21 protein-coding genes and 1 pseudogene are annotated in these 21903 nt (G+C 62.0%); 20 read left to right on the forward strand and 2 right to left on the reverse strand.

The window, feature by feature from the left end; genetic code table 11:
- Nucleotides 1–684: 684 nt before the first annotated feature.
- The 5 genes from FNF32_RS08810 (at nucleotide 685) to FNF32_RS08830 (ending at nucleotide 5944) form a co-directional block, all read left to right on the forward strand.
- Nucleotides 685–1983, forward strand: a complete 1299-nt coding sequence (locus tag FNF32_RS08810; RefSeq protein ID WP_136904867.1) for an extracellular solute-binding protein — start codon at nucleotides 685–687, stop codon at nucleotides 1981–1983.
- A gap of 70 nt (nucleotides 1984–2053) precedes the next feature.
- Complete coding sequence (locus FNF32_RS08815; protein ID WP_143796570.1) at nucleotides 2054–3019, forward strand: ABC transporter permease subunit; 966 nt, start codon at nucleotides 2054–2056, stop codon at nucleotides 3017–3019.
- Between the two features lie 6 nt (nucleotides 3020–3025).
- Nucleotides 3026–3868, forward strand: coding sequence for a sn-glycerol-3-phosphate ABC transporter permease UgpE (ugpE, locus tag FNF32_RS08820; protein WP_143796571.1), 843 nt, complete (start codon nucleotides 3026–3028; stop codon nucleotides 3866–3868).
- A gap of 1 nt (nucleotide 3869) precedes the next feature.
- Nucleotides 3870–4952: a sn-glycerol-3-phosphate import ATP-binding protein UgpC gene (locus FNF32_RS08825; RefSeq protein ID WP_136904870.1), complete on the forward strand. Its 1083-nt coding sequence runs from the start codon at nucleotides 3870–3872 to the stop codon at nucleotides 4950–4952.
- Nucleotides 4949–5944: an endonuclease/exonuclease/phosphatase family protein gene (locus tag FNF32_RS08830; RefSeq protein WP_143796572.1), complete on the forward strand. Its 996-nt coding sequence runs from the start codon at nucleotides 4949–4951 to the stop codon at nucleotides 5942–5944. Before FNF32_RS08825 ends, FNF32_RS08830 begins: the two co-directional genes overlap by 4 nt.
- Before the next feature lie 123 nt (nucleotides 5945–6067).
- On the opposite strand, the gene FNF32_RS08835 is transcribed toward FNF32_RS08830, so the two are convergent.
- Nucleotides 6068–6508, reverse strand: coding sequence for a hypothetical protein (locus FNF32_RS08835; RefSeq protein WP_143796573.1), 441 nt, complete (start codon nucleotides 6506–6508; stop codon nucleotides 6068–6070).
- Nucleotides 6509–6771: 263 nt separating this feature from the next.
- Here FNF32_RS08835 and FNF32_RS08840 point away from each other — a divergent pair, with 263 nt between their 5' ends.
- Nucleotides 6772–8043: a tyrosine-type recombinase/integrase gene (locus FNF32_RS08840; protein WP_143796574.1), complete on the forward strand. Its 1272-nt coding sequence runs from the start codon at nucleotides 6772–6774 to the stop codon at nucleotides 8041–8043.
- A gap of 3 nt (nucleotides 8044–8046) precedes the next feature.
- On the opposite strand, the gene FNF32_RS08845 is transcribed toward FNF32_RS08840, so the two are convergent.
- The gene (locus FNF32_RS08845) at nucleotides 8047–8649 is read right to left on the reverse strand and encodes a hypothetical protein (protein WP_143796575.1); all 603 of its coding nucleotides are present in this window, start codon (nucleotides 8647–8649) and stop codon (nucleotides 8047–8049) included.
- Nucleotides 8650–9261: 612 nt separating this feature from the next.
- Here FNF32_RS08845 and FNF32_RS08850 point away from each other — a divergent pair.
- The 14 genes and pseudogenes from FNF32_RS08850 (at nucleotide 9262) to FNF32_RS08910 (ending at nucleotide 21515) form a co-directional block, all read left to right on the forward strand.
- Complete coding sequence (locus tag FNF32_RS08850) at nucleotides 9262–9522, forward strand: helix-turn-helix transcriptional regulator (protein ID WP_081348991.1); 261 nt, start codon at nucleotides 9262–9264, stop codon at nucleotides 9520–9522.
- A complete protein-coding gene (locus FNF32_RS08855; RefSeq protein WP_143796576.1) occupies nucleotides 9519–9758 on the forward strand; it encodes a hypothetical protein in 240 nt (79 codons plus the stop codon). Before FNF32_RS08850 ends, FNF32_RS08855 begins: the two co-directional genes overlap by 4 nt.
- Complete coding sequence (locus tag FNF32_RS08860) at nucleotides 9755–10150, forward strand: VRR-NUC domain-containing protein (RefSeq protein WP_143796577.1); 396 nt, start codon at nucleotides 9755–9757, stop codon at nucleotides 10148–10150. The genes FNF32_RS08855 and FNF32_RS08860 overlap by 4 nt, the downstream gene beginning before the upstream one ends.
- Nucleotides 10147–11154: a helix-turn-helix domain-containing protein gene (locus FNF32_RS08865; RefSeq protein WP_143796578.1), complete on the forward strand. Its 1008-nt coding sequence runs from the start codon at nucleotides 10147–10149 to the stop codon at nucleotides 11152–11154. Before FNF32_RS08860 ends, FNF32_RS08865 begins: the two co-directional genes overlap by 4 nt.
- Before the next feature lie 71 nt (nucleotides 11155–11225).
- Nucleotides 11226–11621 (forward strand): annotated as a pseudogene (locus FNF32_RS15615) (DNA cytosine methyltransferase); the annotation flags it as partial.
- A gap of 49 nt (nucleotides 11622–11670) precedes the next feature.
- Nucleotides 11671–12243: a DNA methyltransferase gene (locus FNF32_RS15620; RefSeq protein ID WP_246087757.1), complete on the forward strand. Its 573-nt coding sequence runs from the start codon at nucleotides 11671–11673 to the stop codon at nucleotides 12241–12243.
- Nucleotides 12240–12908 carry a hypothetical protein gene (locus FNF32_RS08875; protein ID WP_143796580.1) on the forward strand — a complete coding sequence of 223 codons (669 nt, stop codon included), beginning with the start codon at nucleotides 12240–12242 and terminating at the stop codon, nucleotides 12906–12908. The genes FNF32_RS15620 and FNF32_RS08875 overlap by 4 nt, the downstream gene beginning before the upstream one ends.
- 119 nt (nucleotides 12909–13027) lie before the next feature.
- Nucleotides 13028–13270, forward strand: a complete 243-nt coding sequence (locus tag FNF32_RS08880; protein WP_143796581.1) for a FitA-like ribbon-helix-helix domain-containing protein — start codon at nucleotides 13028–13030, stop codon at nucleotides 13268–13270.
- A 3-nt stretch (nucleotides 13271–13273) separates the two neighbouring features.
- The gene (locus FNF32_RS08885; RefSeq protein ID WP_143796582.1) at nucleotides 13274–13696 is read left to right on the forward strand and encodes a type II toxin-antitoxin system VapC family toxin; all 423 of its coding nucleotides are present in this window, start codon (nucleotides 13274–13276) and stop codon (nucleotides 13694–13696) included.
- Nucleotides 13693–16449, forward strand: a complete 2757-nt coding sequence (locus tag FNF32_RS08890) for a class I SAM-dependent DNA methyltransferase (protein ID WP_143796583.1) — start codon at nucleotides 13693–13695, stop codon at nucleotides 16447–16449. Before FNF32_RS08885 ends, FNF32_RS08890 begins: the two co-directional genes overlap by 4 nt.
- Nucleotides 16446–17312 (forward strand): hypothetical protein, encoded by an 867-nt coding sequence (locus FNF32_RS08895; RefSeq protein ID WP_143796584.1) that lies wholly within the window; start codon nucleotides 16446–16448, stop codon nucleotides 17310–17312. The genes FNF32_RS08890 and FNF32_RS08895 overlap by 4 nt, the downstream gene beginning before the upstream one ends.
- Nucleotides 17309–18283: a hypothetical protein gene (locus FNF32_RS08900; protein ID WP_143796585.1), complete on the forward strand. Its 975-nt coding sequence runs from the start codon at nucleotides 17309–17311 to the stop codon at nucleotides 18281–18283. Before FNF32_RS08895 ends, FNF32_RS08900 begins: the two co-directional genes overlap by 4 nt.
- Before the next feature lie 3 nt (nucleotides 18284–18286).
- Nucleotides 18287–20332 carry a pseudomurein-binding repeat-containing protein gene (locus FNF32_RS08905; RefSeq protein WP_143796586.1) on the forward strand — a complete coding sequence of 682 codons (2046 nt, stop codon included), beginning with the start codon at nucleotides 18287–18289 and terminating at the stop codon, nucleotides 20330–20332.
- Nucleotides 20325–21515: a GIY-YIG nuclease family protein gene (locus FNF32_RS08910; protein WP_143796587.1), complete on the forward strand. Its 1191-nt coding sequence runs from the start codon at nucleotides 20325–20327 to the stop codon at nucleotides 21513–21515. The genes FNF32_RS08905 and FNF32_RS08910 overlap by 8 nt, the downstream gene beginning before the upstream one ends.
- Nucleotides 21516–21903: the final 388 nt, after the last annotated feature.

The raw sequence follows: 21903 nt of genomic DNA on the forward strand, positions 1-21903 counted from the left end.
CTCCGCCCCATGCCCACCCGCGGAGAATGGACCGATCAGATCAGCAGCGGCAGGAGGAGAGCGCCGTGGCGCTTACCAACGACCTCGCGCTTACGGTGTTGATGTGGAATTTGGACATGCGAAAACCCCGCGGTGAGGCGGGGTGTAATAGTTTATTAGTGCGATAGAATTTGGTTGCGGGGGCAGGATTTGAACCTGCGACCTTCAGGTTATGAGCCGAACCTATTGATTTTTTTGACTCTTTTGTTTTCAGGGACTTAGTGGACAAGCCTTTGGAATGGCGGATTCTTTTGCGAACTCTCGACGTTTCTCGCCGGATTTGGGCGGATCGACGTGCGCTCAGGAAGGCATTCGCGGGTTGACCAGACGTTGACAAGCGATGCTCATCAACTGTGATAGACCATCACCACGGTCGCATACACCGATCATGACGCGAAGGGCGGATAGCTGTCTGACTGCAATGCGGCATCGCACTTCTGACAACTGTCGATAGCAGCCATTCATGATGAGCTCGGCCGAGCTTTTGAAGTGCGGTCGTGGCCGGGCACGTCAGGCTGCGAAACTGGCGTGGTCGATACCAGCAGCGCGTCTGGCACCGATTGTCTTCACGGCGACATATAAGTTTTATCGATCCGTCATCCGTCCGCCCTAAGGTCCGGCCAGCAATTCCTAGAGGTTCCCGCGATGAAGAAGACACTTTCCGCCATTGGCGTCCTTGCCCTGACCGCAACTTCGGCCCTTGCCGAACCGGTGCAGATCACCTGGTGGCATGGTATGGGCGGCGCGAATGAAGAGGTGATCAACCAGATCGCCCAGAAGTTCAACAGCGCCCAGGCAGCCTGCGGGCTGACCCCGGTGTCGAAGGGCACCTATGAAGAGGCGCTGGCCTCGGGCATCGCCGCTTTCCGTTCGGGCGAACAGCCGAACATCCTTCAGGTCTTTGACGCCGGGGCCGCCACGATCATGAACGCACCCGATGCCATAATTCCGGCCGAGGATCTGCTGGTCCAGAACGGTCATGCCTTTGACCGCGAATCCTTCATCCCCGGCATCCGCCATTTCTATGCCGATGCCGCGGGCAAGTTCGTCGGCATGCCGTTCAACTCGTCGGCGCCGATCATGTATGTCAATGACGAAGCCTTTGCGAAGGCGGGCGTCGAGGTGCCGAAGACCTGGGCCGAGTTCGAGGCCGCGGCGCCGAAGCTGAAGGAAGCGGGCTATATCCCGCTGACCGCCTCGCAGCTCACCTGGATGTTCTTCGAGAACTTCTTCTCGCGCAACAATGTGCAGATGGCCTCGAACACCAATGGCTATGACGGCTTCGAAGGCACCACGCTGAATGCCACCGCCCCCGAAGTGCTGGCGTTCTGGAACCGCGTAAAGGCCTGGCACGATGCCGAGCTTTTCGGTTTCTACGGCGCGGGCTGGGCCGACAACCAGAAGCCTTTCGAAGAAGGCAAGGTTGCGCTGTGGATCGGCTCTTCGGGGTCGTTCGGTGGCCTGTCGAAGACCGCGACCATGCCCTTCTCGGCCACGTTCCTGCCCTATGACGAGACCGTGGCCGACGGCAACAAGTCGTCCTTCATCGGTGGCGCGTCGCTCTTTGCCTTTGCCGGTAAGCCGGATGCGGAAAACAAATGCACGGCCGAGTTCTTCAGCTTCCTGACCTCGACCGACATCCAGGCCTTCTACCATCAGGCCACGGGCTATGTTCCGATCACCACTGCCGCCTATGAAAAGTCCAAGGCGGATGGCTGGTACGGAAAGCACCCGCAGGCCGAGATCGGCATCATGCAACTGTCGCTGCCGCAGGGCGAATGGTCCAAGGGCTACCGCCTGGGATTCTACCCGCAGATCCGGGTGATCGAGGAGCGCGAGTTCAACAAGATCTTCTCCGGCGAAACCACGGTGGAAGACGCCTTCAAGGCGATCGAGACCGAGGGCAACGAGCTGCTGGCCAAATTCGCCAAGACGGCGGGCTGATCGCCTGACTTTCGACCGCTGGGCCCCGCTCCCGGGCCCGGCGGTCTTTGCTTTTTCCCGCAAGGCCCTGATGACCGATCTTTCCACCCCGCTTGCCGCCAAGGCCCGGCCCTTTGCCCGACTGCGCGCCGCCCTGACAGCACAACCCGAACCTGCCAAGCGTGTTCAGTTCGACCGGCCGCTGTTGCCGTGGCTGTTCCTGCTGCCGCAGCTTCTGGTGATCTTCGTCTTTTTCTACTGGCCCTCGGTGCAGGCGATCAGCTCGTCCTTCTACCTTGAGGACCCGTTCGGTTTTGGCGCCACCTTCGTGGGCATTGACAACTACACCGATGCGCTAGGCTCGGCGGAATATCTTAATATCGCGGCCTTCACCGCCTTCTTCACCGCAGTCGTGACTGCCGCCTCGCTGGGCCTCGGGCTTCTGCTGGCGGTCAAGGCCGATGCGGTGATCCAGGGCCGCGGGCCTTACCGCACCGCGCTGATTTCGGTCTATGCCATTGCGCCGCCGGTGGCCGGGCTGATCGGGATGATGCTGTTTGACCAGCATATCGGTCCCTTCGTGAAACTGGCCGCAATGCTGGGCTGGGACATGAAAGTGGGCATCGACTACTGGGACACCGCCTTTGCCATGATCCTGGTTTCGGTCTGGAAGCAGGTTCCCTACAACTTCATCTTCTTCCTCTCGGGGCTGCAGGCGGTACCGGCTTCGGTCCGTGAGGCCGCGATTATCGATTGCCGCAACGGCTGGCGCCGGTTCCGCACCGTGACGCTGCCGCTTTTGGCCCCCACAGCGTTCTTCCTGCTGATCATCAACATCACCTACGCGTTGTTCGACACCTTCGCGGTGATCGACGTGATGGTGAAGGACAAACCTGCGAACAACCCGATCACGCTGGTCTACAAGGTCTATAATGACGGCTTCCGCGGCAATGATATCGGCGGCTCTTCGGCGCAGTCGGTGATCCTGATGCTGGTCGTTCTGGTCCTGACGCTGGCGCAATTTCGCTGGCTTGAACGCCGCGTCCACTACGGCTGATCCCATATGCACCGCATCCGCCCCCTCGACCACCTGATCCTGATCCTTGGCTGCCTGTTCATGCTGGCTCCCGTCGCGGTGGCCATCATGACCTCGACCCATAGCGCCGCCGATATCCATGTGAACGGCCTCTCGCTTGCACCCGGTGGCCATGCGATTGAGACCTATGCGACCGTGCTGAGCAAGCGCGGCGGGTTCACCGGCGAAGTGACAGGCGCGACCATGGCGATGAATTCGCTGATCCTTGGCCTTGGCTTTGCGATCGGCAAGATCGCGCTGTCGATGCTGGCAGCTTATGCGTTGGTTTATTTCCGCTTCCGCTTTGCCACTGCGATGTTCTGGGTGATCTTCACCACCCTGTTGCTGCCGTTGGAAGTGCGGATCATGCCATCCTATCAGGTGATGTCCGACCTGCGCCTGCTCAACAGCTATACCGGGCTGATCCTGCCGCTGCTGGCCTCGGCCACGGGCACCTTCTATTTCCGGCAATTCTTCAAGTCTGTGCCTGACGAGCTGCTGGAGGCCGCCCGGATCGACGGGGCAGGCCCGGTGAAATTCTTCTTCGATATCCTGCTGCCGCTGTCGAAAACCATGATGGCCGCGATCTTCATCATCATGTTCGTATATGGCTGGAACCAGTATCTCTGGCCCATGCTGATGACGACCGAAGAACGCTTCTTCACCCTGATGCGGGGGATCAAGCAGATCTTGCAGGTCTGGGTTGGCAGCCAGATCCCCGATTACAACCAGGCCTTCGCCCTTGCGGTGCTGGCGCTGCTGCCGCCCGTGATCGTGGTGGTGGTGTTTCAGCGCTGGTTCATCAAGGGTCTGACTGAAAGCGACAAGTAACATGGCTTCCATCACGCTGACCAATGTCTCGAAAACCTATCCCGGTGCCCCCGCACCTTCGGTCTGCGACATTAACTTGACCATCGCCGATGGAGAATTCATCGTGCTGGTCGGCCCCTCGGGCTGCGGGAAGTCCACGCTATTGCGCATGGTGGCGGGGCTGGAAGAGATCAGCTGCGGCGAGGTGCGCATCGCGGATCGCGTGGTGAACCGGGTGGACCCGGCGGATCGCGACATTGCCATGGTGTTCCAGAATTATGCGCTCTATCCGCATATGACGGTGAGGGAGAACATGGCCTATGGGTTGAAGAACCGCAAAACCCCAAAGGCCGAGATCGAGGCGCGCGTGGCCGAGGCCGCCCGCATGCTGGAACTGGGTCCCTATCTCGACCGCCGCCCCCGTGCCCTGTCTGGCGGGCAGCGGCAGCGGGTTGCCATGGGGCGGGCGGTCGTGCGGCAACCTGCTGCTTTCCTGTTCGATGAGCCCTTGTCCAATCTGGACGCCAAGCTGCGCGTCTCGATGCGCGGCGAGATCCGTCGCCTGCAGCGACGGCTGGGAACCACCTCGCTTTATGTCACCCATGACCAGCTGGAGGCGATGACCCTGGCCGATCGGCTGGTGGTGCTGAACGCGGGCCGGATCGAGCAGGTGGGAACGCCGTTGGAGATCTACCATCACCCCGCCTCGACTTTCGTGGCCTCCTTCATCGGGGCCCCCGCGATGAACCTGCTGGACGGGCGGGCCGACAGCGGCTGGCTACAGGTTGGCGTCCACCGGCTGGCGCGGCAGGATCAGCTGGGCTCGGGCCCCGTCACCATCGGATTACGGGCCGAAGACCTGACGCCGGCGGCCGAGGGATTGGCCTTCAAGACCGATTTCGTCGAAGAGCTTGGTGCGCAGCGGCTGGTTCATGGCCATGTCGACGGGCAACTGCTTGTGGTGGCGATGGACCCCGCGATGCCGATTTCCGCCGAGCTGCGGCTGGGTGTTGCGCCGGATCGGGTGCATGTCTTTGCCACCGATACCGGCAAACGGATCGAAACGGCCCCGGCCATATCCCGACCTGCGGTGGTGACCGCATGATCCACCGGACGGTTTCCAGGCTTGCGCCGCTGTCACAGGCAGAGCGTGAGACCATCCGCCAGCTTCCCCGCACGGTGGCGGCGCATGATGCGCATCTGGCTGGCCTGCCTTGCATGACCTCTGTCGAGCAGGGTGGAGCCGCCGCGGATGCCCCACTGGCCTTCCCCTTCACGGTCGCGGCCTGGAACCTTGAACGCTGCCTGTTTCCAATTGAAAGCGCCGAGATGCTGGCAGAAGCGGGCGCGCAGGTGGCGCTGCTCTCTGAAATGGACCATGGAATGGCGCGCAGCGGGCAGGCGCACACCACTGCCCAACTGGCCGGGCATTTGGGCATGGCCTATGCCTATGGCGTGGAATTCGTCGAGCTGGGCCTTGGCTCAGAGACCGAGCGGGAGTTCTGTGTTGCCGACAGCAATAATCTGGGCTGGCATGGCAATGGCCTGATGGCCGCCACGGCGCTGTCGCAGCCCTTCCTGCTCCGGCTGCCGGGGCGGCGGTTCTGGTTCCTGCAGGGCGGGGATCAGCCCCGGCTGGGGGAACGCATGGCCATCGGCGCGAAGGTCAGGACAACTGCCGGATTGGCGGTTATGGTTTCGACCCATCTGGAAAGCAACGCCAATGCGGCGGAACGTAGCGCCCAGATGGTAAGCCTGATCGACGCGCTTGAGGCCGCCTTTCCCGGCCTGCCCATTCTGATTGGCGGCGATCTGAACACGGGCAATCATATCGGCGGCGACTGGCGCGCGGAAACCCTGTTCGACCTGGCCCGCGCGCGTGGCTTTGGCGTGCATGGAGGCCCCGAGGAGCAAATGACCACCCGCCCCAGCCTGATCACCCGCTGGCCCGAGCGCGCGATGAAACTGGACTGGTTTCTGTCGCGCGGACTGGAGATCGGCCGGTCGCGGGTTTTGCCGTCAACCAGCAAGCTGGGCAAACCGCTATCAGACCATGACCTTCTTCTTGTCGATATCGAGGGTTTCTCAAGAAGCTGACCGGCCTTCCGGCCGCCCTAGAGTCAGATTCCATTGCAGAGACCATTTACGGCAGCTTCCGGGATTTCAGCGATGCGGCGACGGTTCGGATGGGCTGGCGGCAATGGGCCGAGAGCGCCGCCCCTACCCCTTCGGCGTCACATCCTTCATCCCCTTCTGCAGCAACAGCGCCACCTGTTCCGCGGTGAACTTGAACCCCTGACCGTCCGGGATCCGCTCGGCTGACACCGGGTATTTTGGGCGGCGGGGGTCGATGCCGGTGATACGGAACTGCTCGCGGCCGGTGCTGAACTGGCGACCGTAGTCGGTAGGCGAAAACCCGAAGGCCTCAGCCAGCGCCTCGAATCGCAGCCGATCAGGGTCGAGAGCGCTGCCATCCGGCAGGGGGATCGAGATGCGGAAGGTGGCATCGAACCCCCAACGCAGGTCGACGCCGGTGATGTCGCGCGGCTCGACCACCAGGCCATGACGGGCGGCGACAGCCTCGCAGGCCTTCAGCATCTCGGCGTGCAGGCGCTGACACAGCACGGGCGTCAGTTTTCGCGGGGGCTTGGCGCTGGGCATGGCAGTATCGTGATTGGGGCGTTCTGACAGGATTACCCCATGCGCAAATCCCGATCAAACCATCGGCGAAGAGGGTGGAGTGCGTCCGTCTTTTCCCAACCCAGCGCACTGGGCCAAGTCGCGTAACACCTTGTTTCTCCTTTCCGGACTTTCCCCCTGGCATCCAATTCCACCTTCCGCCTGTATTCCGGCCGCCGCCCCGTGGTCCGACTTGATAGTGGCGCGGGGCTACGCCTGTGTCGTCGGGCAAGGAGGCGGGATGTATGGTCAAGCGACTGAAAATCAGTGAGAAAACCCTGCGCGAGGCGGAGCCGAAGCCCGGCGCCAGCTATCAGATCTTCGACACGGAGGTGATCGGCTTCGCCGCGCGGGTGCAGGCCTCGGGCGCGCGGACCTTCACCATCGACTACCGGCACGCCGGGCGGCAGCGGCGGATGACCATCGGGCGCTGGCCGGAGTGGAGCGTCACGGCCGCACGCGAACGGGCCAAGGAACTGCGCCGCGCCATCGACGAGGGGCAGGATCCTCTGGCGGCGCGCGACGAGTGGCGCGGGGCCCCGCGCGTCACCGACATGATCGACCGCTACATCGCGGAGCATCTGCCGAAACTCGCCAAGACCAATGCGGGCGATCAGGTCTCGATGCTGAAGAAGATGGTGGAACCGGCCTGGGGCAACCGGCTGGTGACGGAAATCACCAAGTCCGACGTCGCGAAGTTCCTCGATTTCGTGGCCGAGGGGCGGCCCCGTCCCTGCAAGGCAAAGCCCAACAATCGGGCCCGCAAGCTGCAGGGTCACAAGCCCACCCCGATCCGCGCCAACCGCATGGGCGAGGTGCTGCGCAAGATGTTCACGCTGGCGGTGGAATGGGAATGGCGGACGGACAACCCCGCGCAGGGGTTCCATCGGCGCATCGAGCATGCCCGCGAACGGTTCCTGTCGCCCGAAGAGCTGACACGGCTGGCGGCCGTGCTGGATGCTGCCGAGGATCAGCGCGCCGCGGCAATCATCCGCATGTGCATGTTGACCGGCGCGCGGGTGGGCGAGGTTCGCACCGCGCGGTTCGAACAGTTCAACCTCGACTATGCCATCTGGTCGAAACCCGCCTCGACCACCAAGCAGCGCAAGATCCACCGCGTCCCGATCTCGCAGGACGTCGCGGCCATCGTGCGCCTGCGCCAGCAGGCGGTGCCGAGTGGCAACCCTTGGCTGTTTCCCGGCGACACCGTGGGCCAGCCCGTGCGGGAAATTCGCCGCTTCTGGGCCAAGGTGCAGAAGGACGCCGGGCTGGCCGACGTTCGCATCCATGACCTGCGGCACACCTTTGCCTCGCTTCTGGTCAGCGGCGGCGCATCGCTGGAAATGATCGGCAAGCTCTTGGGCCACAGCCAGATGCAGACCACCCAGCGCTACGCGCACCTGATGGATTCCCCCCTGCGCGCGGGCGTCGACACGGTGGCCAGCCTCCTACGCCCGCGGCCGCGCCTTGTGCATGACGCGGCGCAGGAGGGGACCGACTTGCCGAAATCGGCCTGACCCTCACGCGGCATCCTCGCCCCGCAACCTGCGCCAGAGCGAGGACAGCCGCTTGCGGATGGTGCTTTCATCCGGCACCTCGCCCGACTTTGAATTCTGAACGAACCAGTCCTGCACCAGCGTGACCAGAGCGGTCTGGGTATCGGGGACGCCCTTCTCGAACAGGAACCACGTCAGCCACGCATACATCGCGTCCCAATCGTAGCGAGGGCTGGCCCCGATGGTGGAGGCCGGGCGCCGCAGCAGATCGCGCTCCTCCTCGAAGGCCTGCAGTGTTCCAGAATCCAGCAGCAGGTCGGACGACCGAACCAGCACCCCCTCGGCCGGATCGGTGATCGTGAGCCAGGTCTTGCTGCCCAGCGGCATCACCCGCCTGAGCCGCGCCTGCTCGTCGCTCGGCCCCATCCGCCGGAACATCCCCATCAGTTCCGCCATCGGCACCTGAACCATACCGGCCACCGTCTCGTCACCGCAGAGGACGGGAGGAATGCCCGCCACCACATGCAGATGCCCCGCCGCCGCCCAGCCCGCCACATCGGCCGGAGGGCAACCCCAGCGCACGGCGATTTCGTAGATCGAGAAGAATGCGACAGGCGGCAGAGGCATTGGGAAACTCCTTTCAGACATGCAGCATCCTTCGGCCAGGGCCGTCGGCATGCAGGTTACAAATGACCCGCCGTGCCGAGCACGTGGGCTGACTCAGGGTTCAGAGCATGTCGTCGAGGAAAACCGCCTGTATGCCAGAGGCACACCGTGACCGGCGTGCGCACCCGACTGCGTTCGTCTTTTCGATTCTTATGGACTGCTCAACCATTAATCTACGCACCCAGAAGGCGAGCACGCAACTACAAACCTGTGATGCACGGTTCGAACAAAGAAAGAACATGTGGATATCGTCGAGCACCTGCGGAACCTGACCGGAACGCCCCATTCCGGCAATTCCGCTCCCCTCAAAAGCGGCGAATCCGTCCGAAGGACGGTCAAACTGCCCTCCCCGTAGGGAACGGTGATGCACGCGCATGCATCGCCGCCCGGAACCGCCTTGGATGACGGGGGCGTAGGTATTTGCCTTGGGTGGCCCAGACTGGCAGGAGCCAAGAAAATCCAATGAAACAAGGGGCGGAATAGGTAGGCGGTCTACAATTCCACCTTCCGCCTGTCTTCCGGTCCTCGCGCTCTGCTTCGCTGAACCGACCCCCGCCAGAGGGGTCCACGCGAATGGAGCAGCCGATGAAGGACATTCAGACCGATCCCGACGAGGACATCCCGGACCTGCTGGCCGACTGGATCAGCCGGGAGCAGTTGGCCCGCGCGCTGGGCCTGACGGCCGACACGCTATCCCGGTGGGAAGCCCGCCGCCAGGGGCCGCCCTGCACACGCATAGGTCGAAAGACCTTCTATCGCCGCGCAGCCATTCAGGAGTGGATCCGCGCGCAGGAACAGGCCCATCCGGTGCGCAAGACGCGGGGGCGGTCATGACCATCCAGCCCCACAGTTCCGCCTGGCCCGCCGACCGCGTGGCCAAGGCCCGCGCCGTGATCGCCGATGTCGCGCATCACAGCGATCTCCTGATCCGGCTCGCCTGCAACGTGCTTGCGCAGCATGGCGAGACCCCTGGCGAGCGAGCAGATGCCCAGCGCCTGCTGGTCGTCGTCGATGCGCGGCGGCCGGTGCAACGTGCCCAGCGCGAATACCAGGGGAGGGCCGCGCGATGATGCGCCGTGGTACGCCCGAGGCCGATCTGCAGCGTGCCGTCGTGCAGGCGCTTCGCATCGCTCTGCCCCGCTCGGCCATCATCCATCACTGCGCCAACGAGGTGACCGAGGCCGGGCCCCGCGGGGCGAAGCGCCAAGCGATCCTTGTCGGCATGGGCGTCCATGCCGGGTTCGCCGATCTGATGGTGATCTGGGACGGCCGCGTCCTGTTCCTCGAGTTGAAGGCGCCGAAGGGGCGCCTGCGGCCGGAACAGGAGGCATTCCGTGATGCCGTTCTGGCGCAAGGGTTCGGCTGGGCGCTGGTGCGCAGTCTCGACGATGCGCTGGGCGCGCTGGCCGATCACGGGTTCACCACGCGCATCGCCCCTGCCCCGCGGAGGCCCGCGTCATGAGCCACGAGGCCACCAACTGGGCCATCAAGCAGCGCGGGCTGAAGCCGACGACCAAGATCGTGCTCTGGCATCTGTGCGACCGGTTCAACCCGGATTACGGCTGCTTTCCTTCGCAGGACCGGCTGGCGCATGACTGCGAGATCAGCCGATCAACGCTGAACGATCACCTTGGCCAGCTCGAGGCCGTGGGCCTGCTGCGGCGGGTGCCGCGGCTCGACCCCGTGACCAAGCGCCAGCTGCCCACCCGCTACATCCTGGGGTTCGAGCCGGGGTTCACACCCGTGGCTGTGGTGCCGTGTCCGGAAATCGGACACGGCGAAGGCGACGGTGCGGAAATCGCTGAGATGGTCGAGGGTTCGCGCCTTGATGGTGCTGCCGACGCCCTGCCGTGTCCGGATTTCGGACACGGGGATGAGGCGAGTCCCGTGTCCGATTTTCCGGCAGACCCGTGTCCGGAAAATGCCGAAAGCCGTGTCCGGATTTCGGACACTAACCCTGTAAGGGAACCTCTAAGTAAACCAGTAAAGGAGGAGGAGGGCGCACAAGCGCGCGAGGCGATTTCCGATGAGGTTTTCGGAGACCTGCTGGACGCGCTGGGCCTCGACCCCGACGCCCTGCCCGGCTGGTGGCAAGGCTGGCCGCCCCGGCTGCACGTCCAGCGCTGGCGCGACGACCTCGGGCTGACCGAGGCGGAGATCATCGCCGCCGCGGAAGCGTCCCGCGAAGAGCACCCCCAACCGCCAGACGGGCCGAAGGCGCTGGACCGGGCGATGCAGCGTGCTGCCCAGCGGAAGGCCGAGGATGCTGGACGGAAACGGCGCAAGCCCAAGACGCCCTCCGCCCCGGCCGCGAAGCCGATCACCGACCTCCCCGCCTTCTACGCCGACCTCGTTAACTCCGACCGCTACCTGCCGGTCAGCGCGATCAGCAACACCATGCGCGACGCCATGCTGGCCCGTGGGTTGGTGACGGCCGAACGCCTGCGCGAGCGCGGGGTGCGGTGAATGGCATGGTGTCACGTCCCCGGCACGGATTGTCCCTCTGCGCAGGCGGCGGAGGCCTTGATTTGGGCCTCATGCTTGCCGAACCCGGCTATCACACCCGCGCCTTCGTCGAATGGGAGGACTGGCCAAGGGCGGTGCTCATCGCGGCGCAAGCAGCCGGATACTTCGCCCCGGCCCCGATCTGGACCGATCTGCGCAGCTTCGATGCCCGGCCGTTCTGCGGGGCCTTCGACGCCGTCCTCGCAGGCTATCCCTGCCAGCCCTTCAGCGCGGCCGGAAAACGCGGTGGCGCCGACGATCCCCGCCACCTCTGGCCCGACGTCGCCCGCGTCATTGGCGAATGTCGCCCGGAATGGGTCTTCCTCGAAAACGTCGCCGGTCACGTCACCCTCGGCCTCGAGACCGTCCTGCGAGAGCTTTGGGGATTGGGCTACACGCCGGCGGCGGGCCTGTTCTCGGCGGCAGAGGTCGGCGCGCCGCATGAACGGCTGCGCATCTTCATCCTGGCCCACACCGATGAGCCTGCATCCCGGCACCGACCGCTACAACCCGGCCGGGAACAGCGACTTTACCCGGAAGGCCGAGGCGCTGGCGCTGGGCATCGCGAAGGCGTTGCCAAACCGGTGGCCGACGCCTGCGGCGCAGAACTGGAAGGGCAGCAGCGCGGACAGCATCACCCGCATGGACGGCAAGTCCCGGATGGACCTGCTGCACTACCGAGCGGAGCAGGGCTTCACCCGCCCGGCCCCGGCGACCTCACCGGATGGGCCACGGTCCTTGCCGCACGCCCCGATCTCGCGCCCGCTCTGGGCTTCGATGATTGCCTCGCATGGGCGCGTCGTCTCGCGACGGATCCTGAAGGGCCGGTCGCGGCGGCGGCTGAACCCGCTCTTCGTCGGATGGCTGATGGGCTGGCCCATCGGGCACGCGCTCTGCGCCTGCTCGGAAATGGAGTTCACCCTCTGGCGGCAGCACATGCGTGGCGCGCTCTCGCAGCTGCCCATGGCCTCGGGCCCGTGGATCTGGCGGCCGACCGACCAAACACCACTCCCGACGCAGTTGACCCTGTTTGAAGGAATGCAGCCATGAGCATTCAAGGACGGATCGGCCGAACCGGCGGCACGAAGATCAAGCGCGCGCTGGGCGTGCAGGCGGCGCTGGAATGGGCATTCCGCGTGGAACAGGCGCAGCTGGAACTGCCATCGCCCAAAGAGGTGACCGAGGAAGGCTTCGGTTTCGGCCTGGAATACGTCCTGCTCCAACGCGCTATGCTTGGATGCAAAGTGGACGGCGGCCAGTACAAGATGGGCAGCTACACCCATCCCGATGCTGAGGTGATCGCCGCCACCGTGGCAGGCATGCCCGATGGCCTCGGCGGCATCCGCATGGCGATCCAGGTAGCAGAACTGGCGCGTGCTGGCATGACGCCAGACTCGATGCCGGGCGTCGTCCCGCGCTGCGTGCCAATGGAAACCAAGAACAACCAGCATGGCGAGCGAGCGACAACCATCGTCGTCGGCACCGAACGGGTGAAGACGCGTGGCAAATGGCGAACGGTCGAGGTGCTGGCTTGCCCGGTCACTTGGCGGCCGCATCCGAACCAGATCGCATCCGCCCGGCGCGGCTACGAGGATTGGTGGCAGGCGCTGGACTGGGTCCGGGATGGATTGTTGGCGGGCGGGATGCTGCTCGAGGTGGAGGTGACGACGGCGATGCCGAAAGTGCAGCCTTGGTTGGCTTCATCGCGCAAATAGCTGCCTTTCCAATGTGATACTCCTGCAGATCGGTCAAATCTGTTTCGGTCTACAGCGCAGCTTTGGCTTGATTGCAATGCTATCACTGCCTATCTTCAGTCCTACAACCGGAGGGCAGCATGGCGAGCATAACGATTCGCAATCTCGACGACGATGTAAAACGCCGCCTGCGCGTGCGCGCTGCTGAACATGGCCGCTCGATGGAGGAGGAGGCGCGGGATATCCTGCGGCAGGTTGTCGGCCAGCCCAACACACCCCGGAACCTTGGTCAGGCCATCCATGCCCGGTTCGCGGCGGTGGGCGGCATCGACCTGCCACCAACAAAGCGCAGCGCGATGCGGCCCGCACCGGACTTTGAGTGATCAATGATCCTTCTCGACACCAACGTCATCTCCGAACTGATGCGCGCGGAACCGGCACAGATCGTGCTGGACTGGTTCGGCCAGCACGACGCGTCCGACCTCTTCATCTCGGCAATCACCGAAGCAGAACTGCGCACCGGCGTTGCGATCCTTCCCGACGGCCAGCGCCGCGACCGGCTGCAAGCCGCCATCGACGCAATGATCGACCAGGACTTCCAGTCACGGGTCCTGCCATTCGACAGCCCTGCCGCCAAAGCCTATGCCGAGATTGCGGCCCAGCGTCGCGCTGTAGGCCGACCGATTGCCGAGGCCGACTGCCAGATCGCCGCCATCGCCCGCGCCACAGATGCCCCCATTGCCACCCGCAACGTCAAGGATTTCGACGGCTGCGGCATCCGCGTGATTAACCCCTGGAACGACCAATGAACGCCGTCGAAATTGAACAGGCCATTTCCGAACTGGCCGAAAAACCCTTCGACCGGCAGGAATTCCCCTTCCAGTTCCTTGAAGCCTTCGGGAACAAGGACACCACCCTCAAGCGCCTGCGCACCGGCGTGTCGAACAAGTCAGATCTGGGTGGCGTCCTTCAGACCAACAATATCCACATTGCGACCTGCGCGCCCGGGCAAACCTCGACCACCATCGCCGCCCTTCGCGCCAGTCCGGCCACGGCGAAGGGCAAGGCCCGCTTCATCCTGGCCACCGATGGCGAGACGCTAGAGGCCGAAGACCTCACCTCTGACGAGCCACCGGTTGCCTGCGCCTATCCCGATTTCCACGACCATTTCGGCTTTTTCCTGCCGCTCGCGGGCATCACCACCGTCAAACAGATCCGCGAAAGCGCTTTTGACATCAAGGCGACTGGCCGCCTGAACCGGCTTTATGTCGAACTGCTCAAGGACAACCCCGAATGGGGCACCGAGGCGCGCCGCCATGACATGAACCACTTCATGGCGCGGCTGATCTTCTGCTTCTTCGCCGAAGACACCGGCATCTTCAACGGCGGCACCCTGTTCACCACCACCGTCAGCCAGTTCAGCGACCCGGCCAGCACCAACACCCACTGGGTCATCAGCGAAATCTTCCGCGCGATGAACACCCGGCTAGACCTGCGCCCCACGGCCGACCTGCGCAACTGGGCCAACGCCTTTCCCTATGTGAATGGCGGCCTTTTTTCCGGCGACACCGACGTTCCGCGCTTTTCCAGGATCGCGCGCAGCTACCTTTTGCACATCGGCGGCCTCGACTGGACCAAGATCAACCCCGACATATTCGGCTCCATGATCCAGGCCGTCGCGGATGAGGGCGAGCGGTCCGCACTGGGCATGCACTACACCTCCGTGCCGAACATCCTGAAGGTGCTGAACCCGCTGTTCCTCGATGACCTGCGCGCGCAGTTGGAGGAGGCGGGCGACAACCCCCGCAAACTGCTGAACCTGCGCAACCGGATGGCCAAGATCAGGGTGTTCGACCCCGCCTGCGGGTCGGGCAACTTCCTTGTCATCGCCTACAAGGAGATGCGGGCGATCGAGGCGGTGATCAACCAGCGCCGGGGCGAGGCCGATGCCAAGACCGCTATCCCCAAGACCAATTTCCGCGGCATCGAGCTGCGCGACTTTGCCGCCGAAATCGCCCGGCTGGCGCTGATCATCGCCGAGTTCCAGTGCGACGTGACCTATCGCGGCGAAGTGCAGGCCCGGGCCGAGTTCCTGCCGCTGAACGCGCAGAACTGGATCACCCAAGGCAACGCCCTGCGGCTTGACTGGCTGTCGATCTGCCCGCCCACAGGGACTGGGGTGCGGTTTCAGGCCGAGGACCTGTTCCACACGCCGCTGGATCAGGCGCAGATTGATTTCGAGAATGAGGGCGGGGAGACGTATATTTGCGGGAATCCACCGTATGCAGGCAAAGGCAAAAAGACCCCTTCCGAAATTGATGATTTGGAACGCACGCTCGGAGCCAAGGGGATAAAACACGGATATGTCGATTATGTCGCCTGCTGGTTCGTGAAGGCAGTCGAGTATGGAAAACGGGTTAAGTCGAGATTCGCGTTCGTTAGCACGAACTCAATCTCACAAGGCCACCAAGTCCCATTGCTCTGGCCTGCACTGTTCACTGGTGGCTACAGCATCTTCTTTGCCCAAACGTCCTTTCGCTGGTCAAATCTGGCAGCAAACAACGCTGGTGTAACTGTCGTCATAATCGGGATGGCGTCCGACCATTCGGGGCCGAAGACAATTTTTTCGATAGACGATGATGGGAAAACCGTTGCCCGACAGGTTGAAAATATCAATTGCTATCTCGTGAATGGACCTAATCTGATCGTTGAGAAGCGCAAGGCTCCCTTTAGCTCCCTATCGGTGATGGACCTCGGGAATATGCCGTATGATGGCGGGAACTTGCTGCTTACACGAGATGAGCTTGAGGCGATTGGTCTGAGTTCAGAGCACCGCGCTAGATTTATAAGACGAGTCCTCGGCTCCAAGGAGTTCATCAGCAATATCCAGCGTTACTGCCTGTGGATCGAGAACGATGATCGGCTACTGGCCGAACAGAACTTAGCCATAAAGTCGCGAGTTCAAGCTGTCCAAAAAATGCGATCGAAGAGCTCAGATGCTGGTGGGCGCGGGCTAGCTGCACGTCCACATCAATTTCGGGAGATGCGTAAATCGAGTTTCAGAACGATTGTCATGCCACGAACGTCCTCTGAAAGCCGAAGCTTCCTTCCAGCAGGCGTTGTCGATGCCAAAACCGTGGTTTCGAGCGAAGCCTTCGCGATATATGACGCGGACCTCTGGCAACTTGGCATTCTCGTTTCACGTGCGCACTTGATCTGGATCGCAACGACCTGTGGCCAACTTGAGACGAGATATCGCTATTCAAATGTTCTGGGCTGGAACACTTTTCCTGTCCCCACCCTGACCGAAAAGAACAAGGCCGACCTGACCGCCTGCGCCGAAGACATCCTCCTCGCCCGCGAGGCGCATTTCCCCGCCACCATCGCCGACCTATACGACCCCGAAAAGATGCCCGAAAACCTGCGCGCCGCCCACGACCGCAACGACGAAACCCTCGAACGCATCTACATCGGCCGCCGCTTCAAGAACGACACCGAACGGCTGGAAAAGCTGTTCGAGATGTACACGAAGATGACCACCAGACCGAAAGCTCGCGCATGACCGATTTCAACAGGCTGACCATCGTTGCGGCCGTAGAGGTCATCGCGGATTTCAAGGCGCATAGCGACATGAATGTCCTTGAGGTCCAGTGGGACATTGAGAAGTACATATCGACGTCGTCCAAGTCGGCAAGGATAGCGAGCTGGTCCAAGGTTGCGACCGGCCTTGACCCCTTCGTGATGACCGAGACGGGGAAGATGAAGTTCAGCCGCGCGATTGTAGAGTTGGCTGTCCAAGCTCCGGATCACAAGAGGAGCGGACCTGTTTGGCGGAAATTCATCGCTGGATTGAGGTTCGACGGCTTCGAAATTGTCGTTGATCGAGTTCCAGACCCTAGCGGAAGGCAGTCGATCTTCGGCGACGGCCCGAGCGAGATTGAAGTCGCAACACTTCGGCGGATGCTGCCCGACGACCTGCCAGGTTTGGACTTGCGCGAGGCAGAAAATGAGGTCGACAACCTGCTGCGGAAGCACAAATTAACGGTCGCGGCAGGCCATCTGCAGATGGCCCTTTCGGCATTCCAGAGGGGCGAATGGTCGTCGGCCAATGGCGAGCTCCGGAAACTATATGAAAGCTACCTAGACGAGATCGCCAATCGCTTGGGCTATTCTGGCTCGGGCGATAGTAAGGCCCGCCGAGATTTTCTTGGCTCGGGCGTGACGCCGCCATTCTTGCTGGAAGAGTACAATGAATGGCACCCACAAAAGACCCAGTTTGTGCAGGGCCTGATGAACCGAATGCATCCGCATGGTGGCCACGCAGGTCTGTCAGAAGAAGAGGACGCAACCTTCCGACTTCAAGTAACACTCATCACAGCGCGCCTTTTCCTGCGGCGTCTTGACCAAAGGGTCTCTGCGCAATGATAGCGAGCGAGACCGATTTCTGGACTGACGACACTTCTGTGCTGTTCACATCATTCTGGGGATGGACCCCGGAGACGTGGGGCACAGTCGGATGGTCTGGCAATCGGGGAAAGACGCGGCGCGCCAATCTGCTGACGGGCCTGACTGATCCGTTCATTACGGTATGCTATGTCACGAGCAACAAGACCTACATCGACCCGAAGCTGAAGGGGATGATCGCAGGTTTCATGCTGGTGACCCACGAGACGGGTGATCGCGATGAGTTCACGCACCCGATCCACCATGCACGAGATCGTGACCAGTGGAGGTACTCGCTTCGGGCCGTGCGCGCCTTCAGCTATCTGCCGGAATATCGGCTTCGTGCGCAGGATGTCTTTCCTGAACTATCGCGGACGGCGCGGCACGTGTCGGCGATGGGGAAAGTCATTGCTGAAAGCACAACGATCAACTTGCTGCGGCAGACCCCTTGGGTAGAGGTTCCCATATACTCCTCCGCAATGATGGATGTCTCGGACGACACTGAAGAGGGCGCAACGAGCGGATCTGTCCGGGCCGGGCCCGACAACGAAGGCGGCTACTCGGTTCCGCCAAGGTTCGGAAAGCTGCCTCGCGACCTCTATGTTCTGAAGCTGGAGGGCAACACGGATGCCTATCTTGGACGCTCAGCCGAAGGGCGCGCGATCTACAAGATTGGACTTTCGGCAAGCCCTGACATGCGCCGTCAGTCATTCCAGAAGTCGATGCCTCGGGGCGCATTTAAATGGGCTACAGTCAGGACAAGCAGCGGATCCGGGTTTTCCGCGTTCCATTCCTTTGACGCTGCAGTCGCCAGTGAGAACACCATCAAACAGCAACTGGCCAAATGTGCTGAATGGCTGGGTGGTGAATTCTATCTGGCCAAAGAAGATGATATTGAAGCGGCGTGGCATGCTGCGCATGCGTCATTGCACGTTGGTGGCGGCAAGGTATGAATAATGCAGAAAAATAGTGTCCCCTCTGTCTCCGTCACCTATGCCCGCAACGGCAGCTCGACCACTGCCAACGAACTCGGCATGCGCGTCATGCAGGAACGCGCATATGAAAAACGTGGCGAGCAATACCTTCTGATCAAGTCGCCCCCGGCCAGCGGCAAAAGCCGGGCGTTGATGTTCATCGCGCTGGACAAGCTGCACAACCAGGGCCTCCGGCAGGCGATCATCGTCGTGCCAGAAAAATCTATCGGGTCCAGCTTTGCCGATGAGCCACTGTCGAAGTTCGGTTTTTGGGCGGATTGGAAGGTTGAGCCGCGGTGGAACCTTTGCAACTCGCCCGGCACGGATGGTGGCAAGGTGAACTCGGTCGGTGCGTTTCTAGAGAGCAGCGACGGCGTGCTGGTCTGCACCCATGCCACCTTCCGCTTTGCGGTGGAACGGTTCGGGGTCGAGGCCTTTGACGACCGCCTGATCGCCATCGACGAATTCCACCATGTCAGCGCCAACCCCGACAACAAGCTGGGTGGGCACCTCGGATCATTCATGGCGCGTGACAGGGCCCATATCGTGGCCATGACCGGCAGCTATTTCCGCGGCGACGCCGAGGCGGTGCTTATGCCGACCGACGAGGCCAAGTTTGAAACGGTGACCTATACCTATTACGAGCAGTTGAACGGCTATGAACACCTGAAAAACCTCGACATCGGGTATTTCTTCTACAACGGCCCCTATGTAGACGACATCCTGAGGGTGCTGGACGCAGGACAGAAGACGATTTTGCACATCCCCAATGTGAATGCCCGCGAAAGCACCAAGGACAAGCACCGCGAGGTAGAGCACATCCTCGATGCCCTTGGCGAATGGCAGGGCACCGATCCGGTGACAGGGTTCCAGCTGGTCAAGGTGCCAGATGGCCGGGTGCTGCGCATCGCCGATCTGGTCGATGACGAAGGCCCTCGGCGCGACCGCGTGTCGGCTGCCCTGAAAGACCCGGCCCAGAAGATGAACCGCGACCATGTAGACATCATCATCGCGCTGGGTATGGCGAAGGAAGGCTTTGACTGGATCTGGTGTGAACATGCGCTGACCGTCGGCTATCGGGCCAGCCTAACCGAGGTGGTGCAGATCATCGGCCGCGCCACGCGCGATGCGCCGGGCAAGGTGACGGCGCGCTTCACCAACCTGATTGCCGAACCTGACGCCTCGGAAGGGGCTGTGACTGAGGCCGTGAACGATACGCTCAAGGCAATTGCCGCCAGTCTGCTGATGGAACAGGTTCTGGCGCCGCGCTTTGAATTTAAGCCGAAGACGGTGGCCAGCACGGCTGAGCCGGGCTTTGACTATGGTGAAGCGGGCTATGATCCGACGAAATGCAATGTCGGGTTCAATCCGACCAGCGGCAAGTTCCAGATCGAGATCAAGGGTTTGGCCGAACCGAAAAGCGAGTTCGCGCAGCGCGTCTGCACGCAGGATCTGAACGAGGTGATCACTGCCTTTGTCCAGGACAAGACCACCATCGAGCGCGGACTGTTCGATTCCGAAATGGTGCCGGAAGAGCTGACGCAAGTTCGCATGGGCAAGATCGTCAAGGACAGGTACCCGCAGCTGGACGATCACGACCAGGAGGCGGTTCGGCAGCATGCCGTTGCCGCCCTGAACCTGACGCAGAAGGCCAAAGAGCTAGCCCTTTCCGGCAATGACCCGGAGCGGACGGGCAACACTGCCCTCATTGACGGTGTCAGGAAGTTTATGAATGTCCGAAATTTGGACATCGACTTGATCGACCGGATCAACCCATTTGGCGAAGCGTACGCGATCCTTGCCAAGACGATGAGCGAAGAAAGCCTCAAGCGTGTGGCGGCGGTGATTTCCGCAAAGAAGGTGAACCTGACGCCTGAAGAGGCGCGCGACCTTGCCAAAAGGGCTTTGAAATTCAAGCAGGAGCGCGGACGTCTTCCGTCAATTACCTCGATGGACGCCTGGGAAAAGCGTATGGCAGAAGGCGTCGCATTCCTTGCCCGCATGAAAGCTGAAGCTGCAAATGGCTGATTTTACTGACGACGATGATGCACTCCTGGCGGAACTTGGCGTAGAAATCGAGGCCAAGCGGGTCGGATCGCGCACGCCGCAGCAGGAACGGATCATCGCGGGCTTCGAGGACATCCAGCGATTTGTGGAAGAGCATGGCCATGCCCCGCAGCATGGGGAGGAACGGGACATTTTTGAACGGATTTATGCCGTTCGTCTCGACCGGATTGCCCAGTTGCCGGAATGCCGCGATCTGGTGGCTCCCCTCGATCATCAAGGCCTGTTGAGCGGTCATGCTGTCGCGTCAGAAGACGAAGCAGACGAACTGGACGATGATGCCTTGCTTGCAGCGCTGGGCGTTGATGATGAATTGTTGGATATCACGGATCTGCGCCATGTTCGGCCGAGCGCCGAAAAGCGTGCGGCAGAGGAAATCGCCAACCGTGAACGGTGCGCAGACTTCGCCACCTTCAAGCCATTGTTTGAGCAGGTTCAGCGTGATCTGGATCAGGGCGTCCGGACTGCGCGCAGGTTCGAACGAAAATCAGAAATCGAGCCTGGCAGGTTCTTCATCCTCGGCGGTCAGAAGGCTTACGTCGCGGAGAAGGGGAAAGTCGAGATCAATGCCAACGGCAATTCCGATGCACGTCTGCGTGTGATTTTCGACAATGGAACGGAAAGCAATCTGCTGATGCGGTCGCTGCAGAAGGCTCTGACCTCTGACGAGGCAGGTCGTCGCATCGACGATCCTGTCGCCGGGCCGCTGTTCGCCGATCAGCCACAGGAAGGAGACGCTGCCAGTGGCACAATCTATGTGCTTCGCAGCAAATCCGATCACCCGATGGTCGCGGCGCACCGCGAACTGGTTCACAAGATCGGCGTGACAGGTAACGGCGTGAAACAACGGATTGCGGGCGCAAACCTGCAGCCGACCTTTCTGCTGGCGGATGTCGAGGTGGTTGCCACCTATGAACTATTCAACATCAACCGGTCGAAACTAGAGAATCTGATCCACCGGATCTTCGACCCCGCAAGGTTTGACGTGGAGATCATTGATCGCTTTGGCCGTCCTTACGTACCGAAAGAATGGTTCATGGTGCCACTTTTCGTGATCGACGAGGCAGTGGACCGGATCAGGGATGGCACGATAGTCGGCTACCGCTATGATCCGAAGTCTGCACAGCTCATCAAGCTAACGTCCTGACCCCCCCACGGCATGGTTCCTCCCCGGCCCCGAACGTATGCGGGGGGGCGCAGCGCGGCGGTTCGCTAGCGTGAGGCATTTTCACCGGGGAAGCCAGGCGGAAGCCACCTTGCGCGCTGACGCCCGAATTCGTGAGTCAGATCAGCGGCTTGCGGAATCACGATCTGGCCGGGGTGGATTCCCGGCGGGAAGCCAGGGAAGCCACCTCCGGGGAAGCCAGGTGGCCGGAAGCCACCCCGGAAAGCCAATTCGTCAGAAGCTGTTGAATCCGCTTCACTTTTCGGGTTGACAGACCTGCCCCCATTGACCTACCCCTTGATCATCGAAGAATTGCGCCCGGAGGAACCCCCTCGCGGGCGCTTTTCATTTTCCTTCCCCACATCCCGAG

This window comes from Paracoccus marinus (assembly GCF_007018965.1).
GTDB classification, from domain to species: Bacteria; Pseudomonadota; Alphaproteobacteria; order Rhodobacterales; family Rhodobacteraceae; genus Paracoccus; species Paracoccus marinus.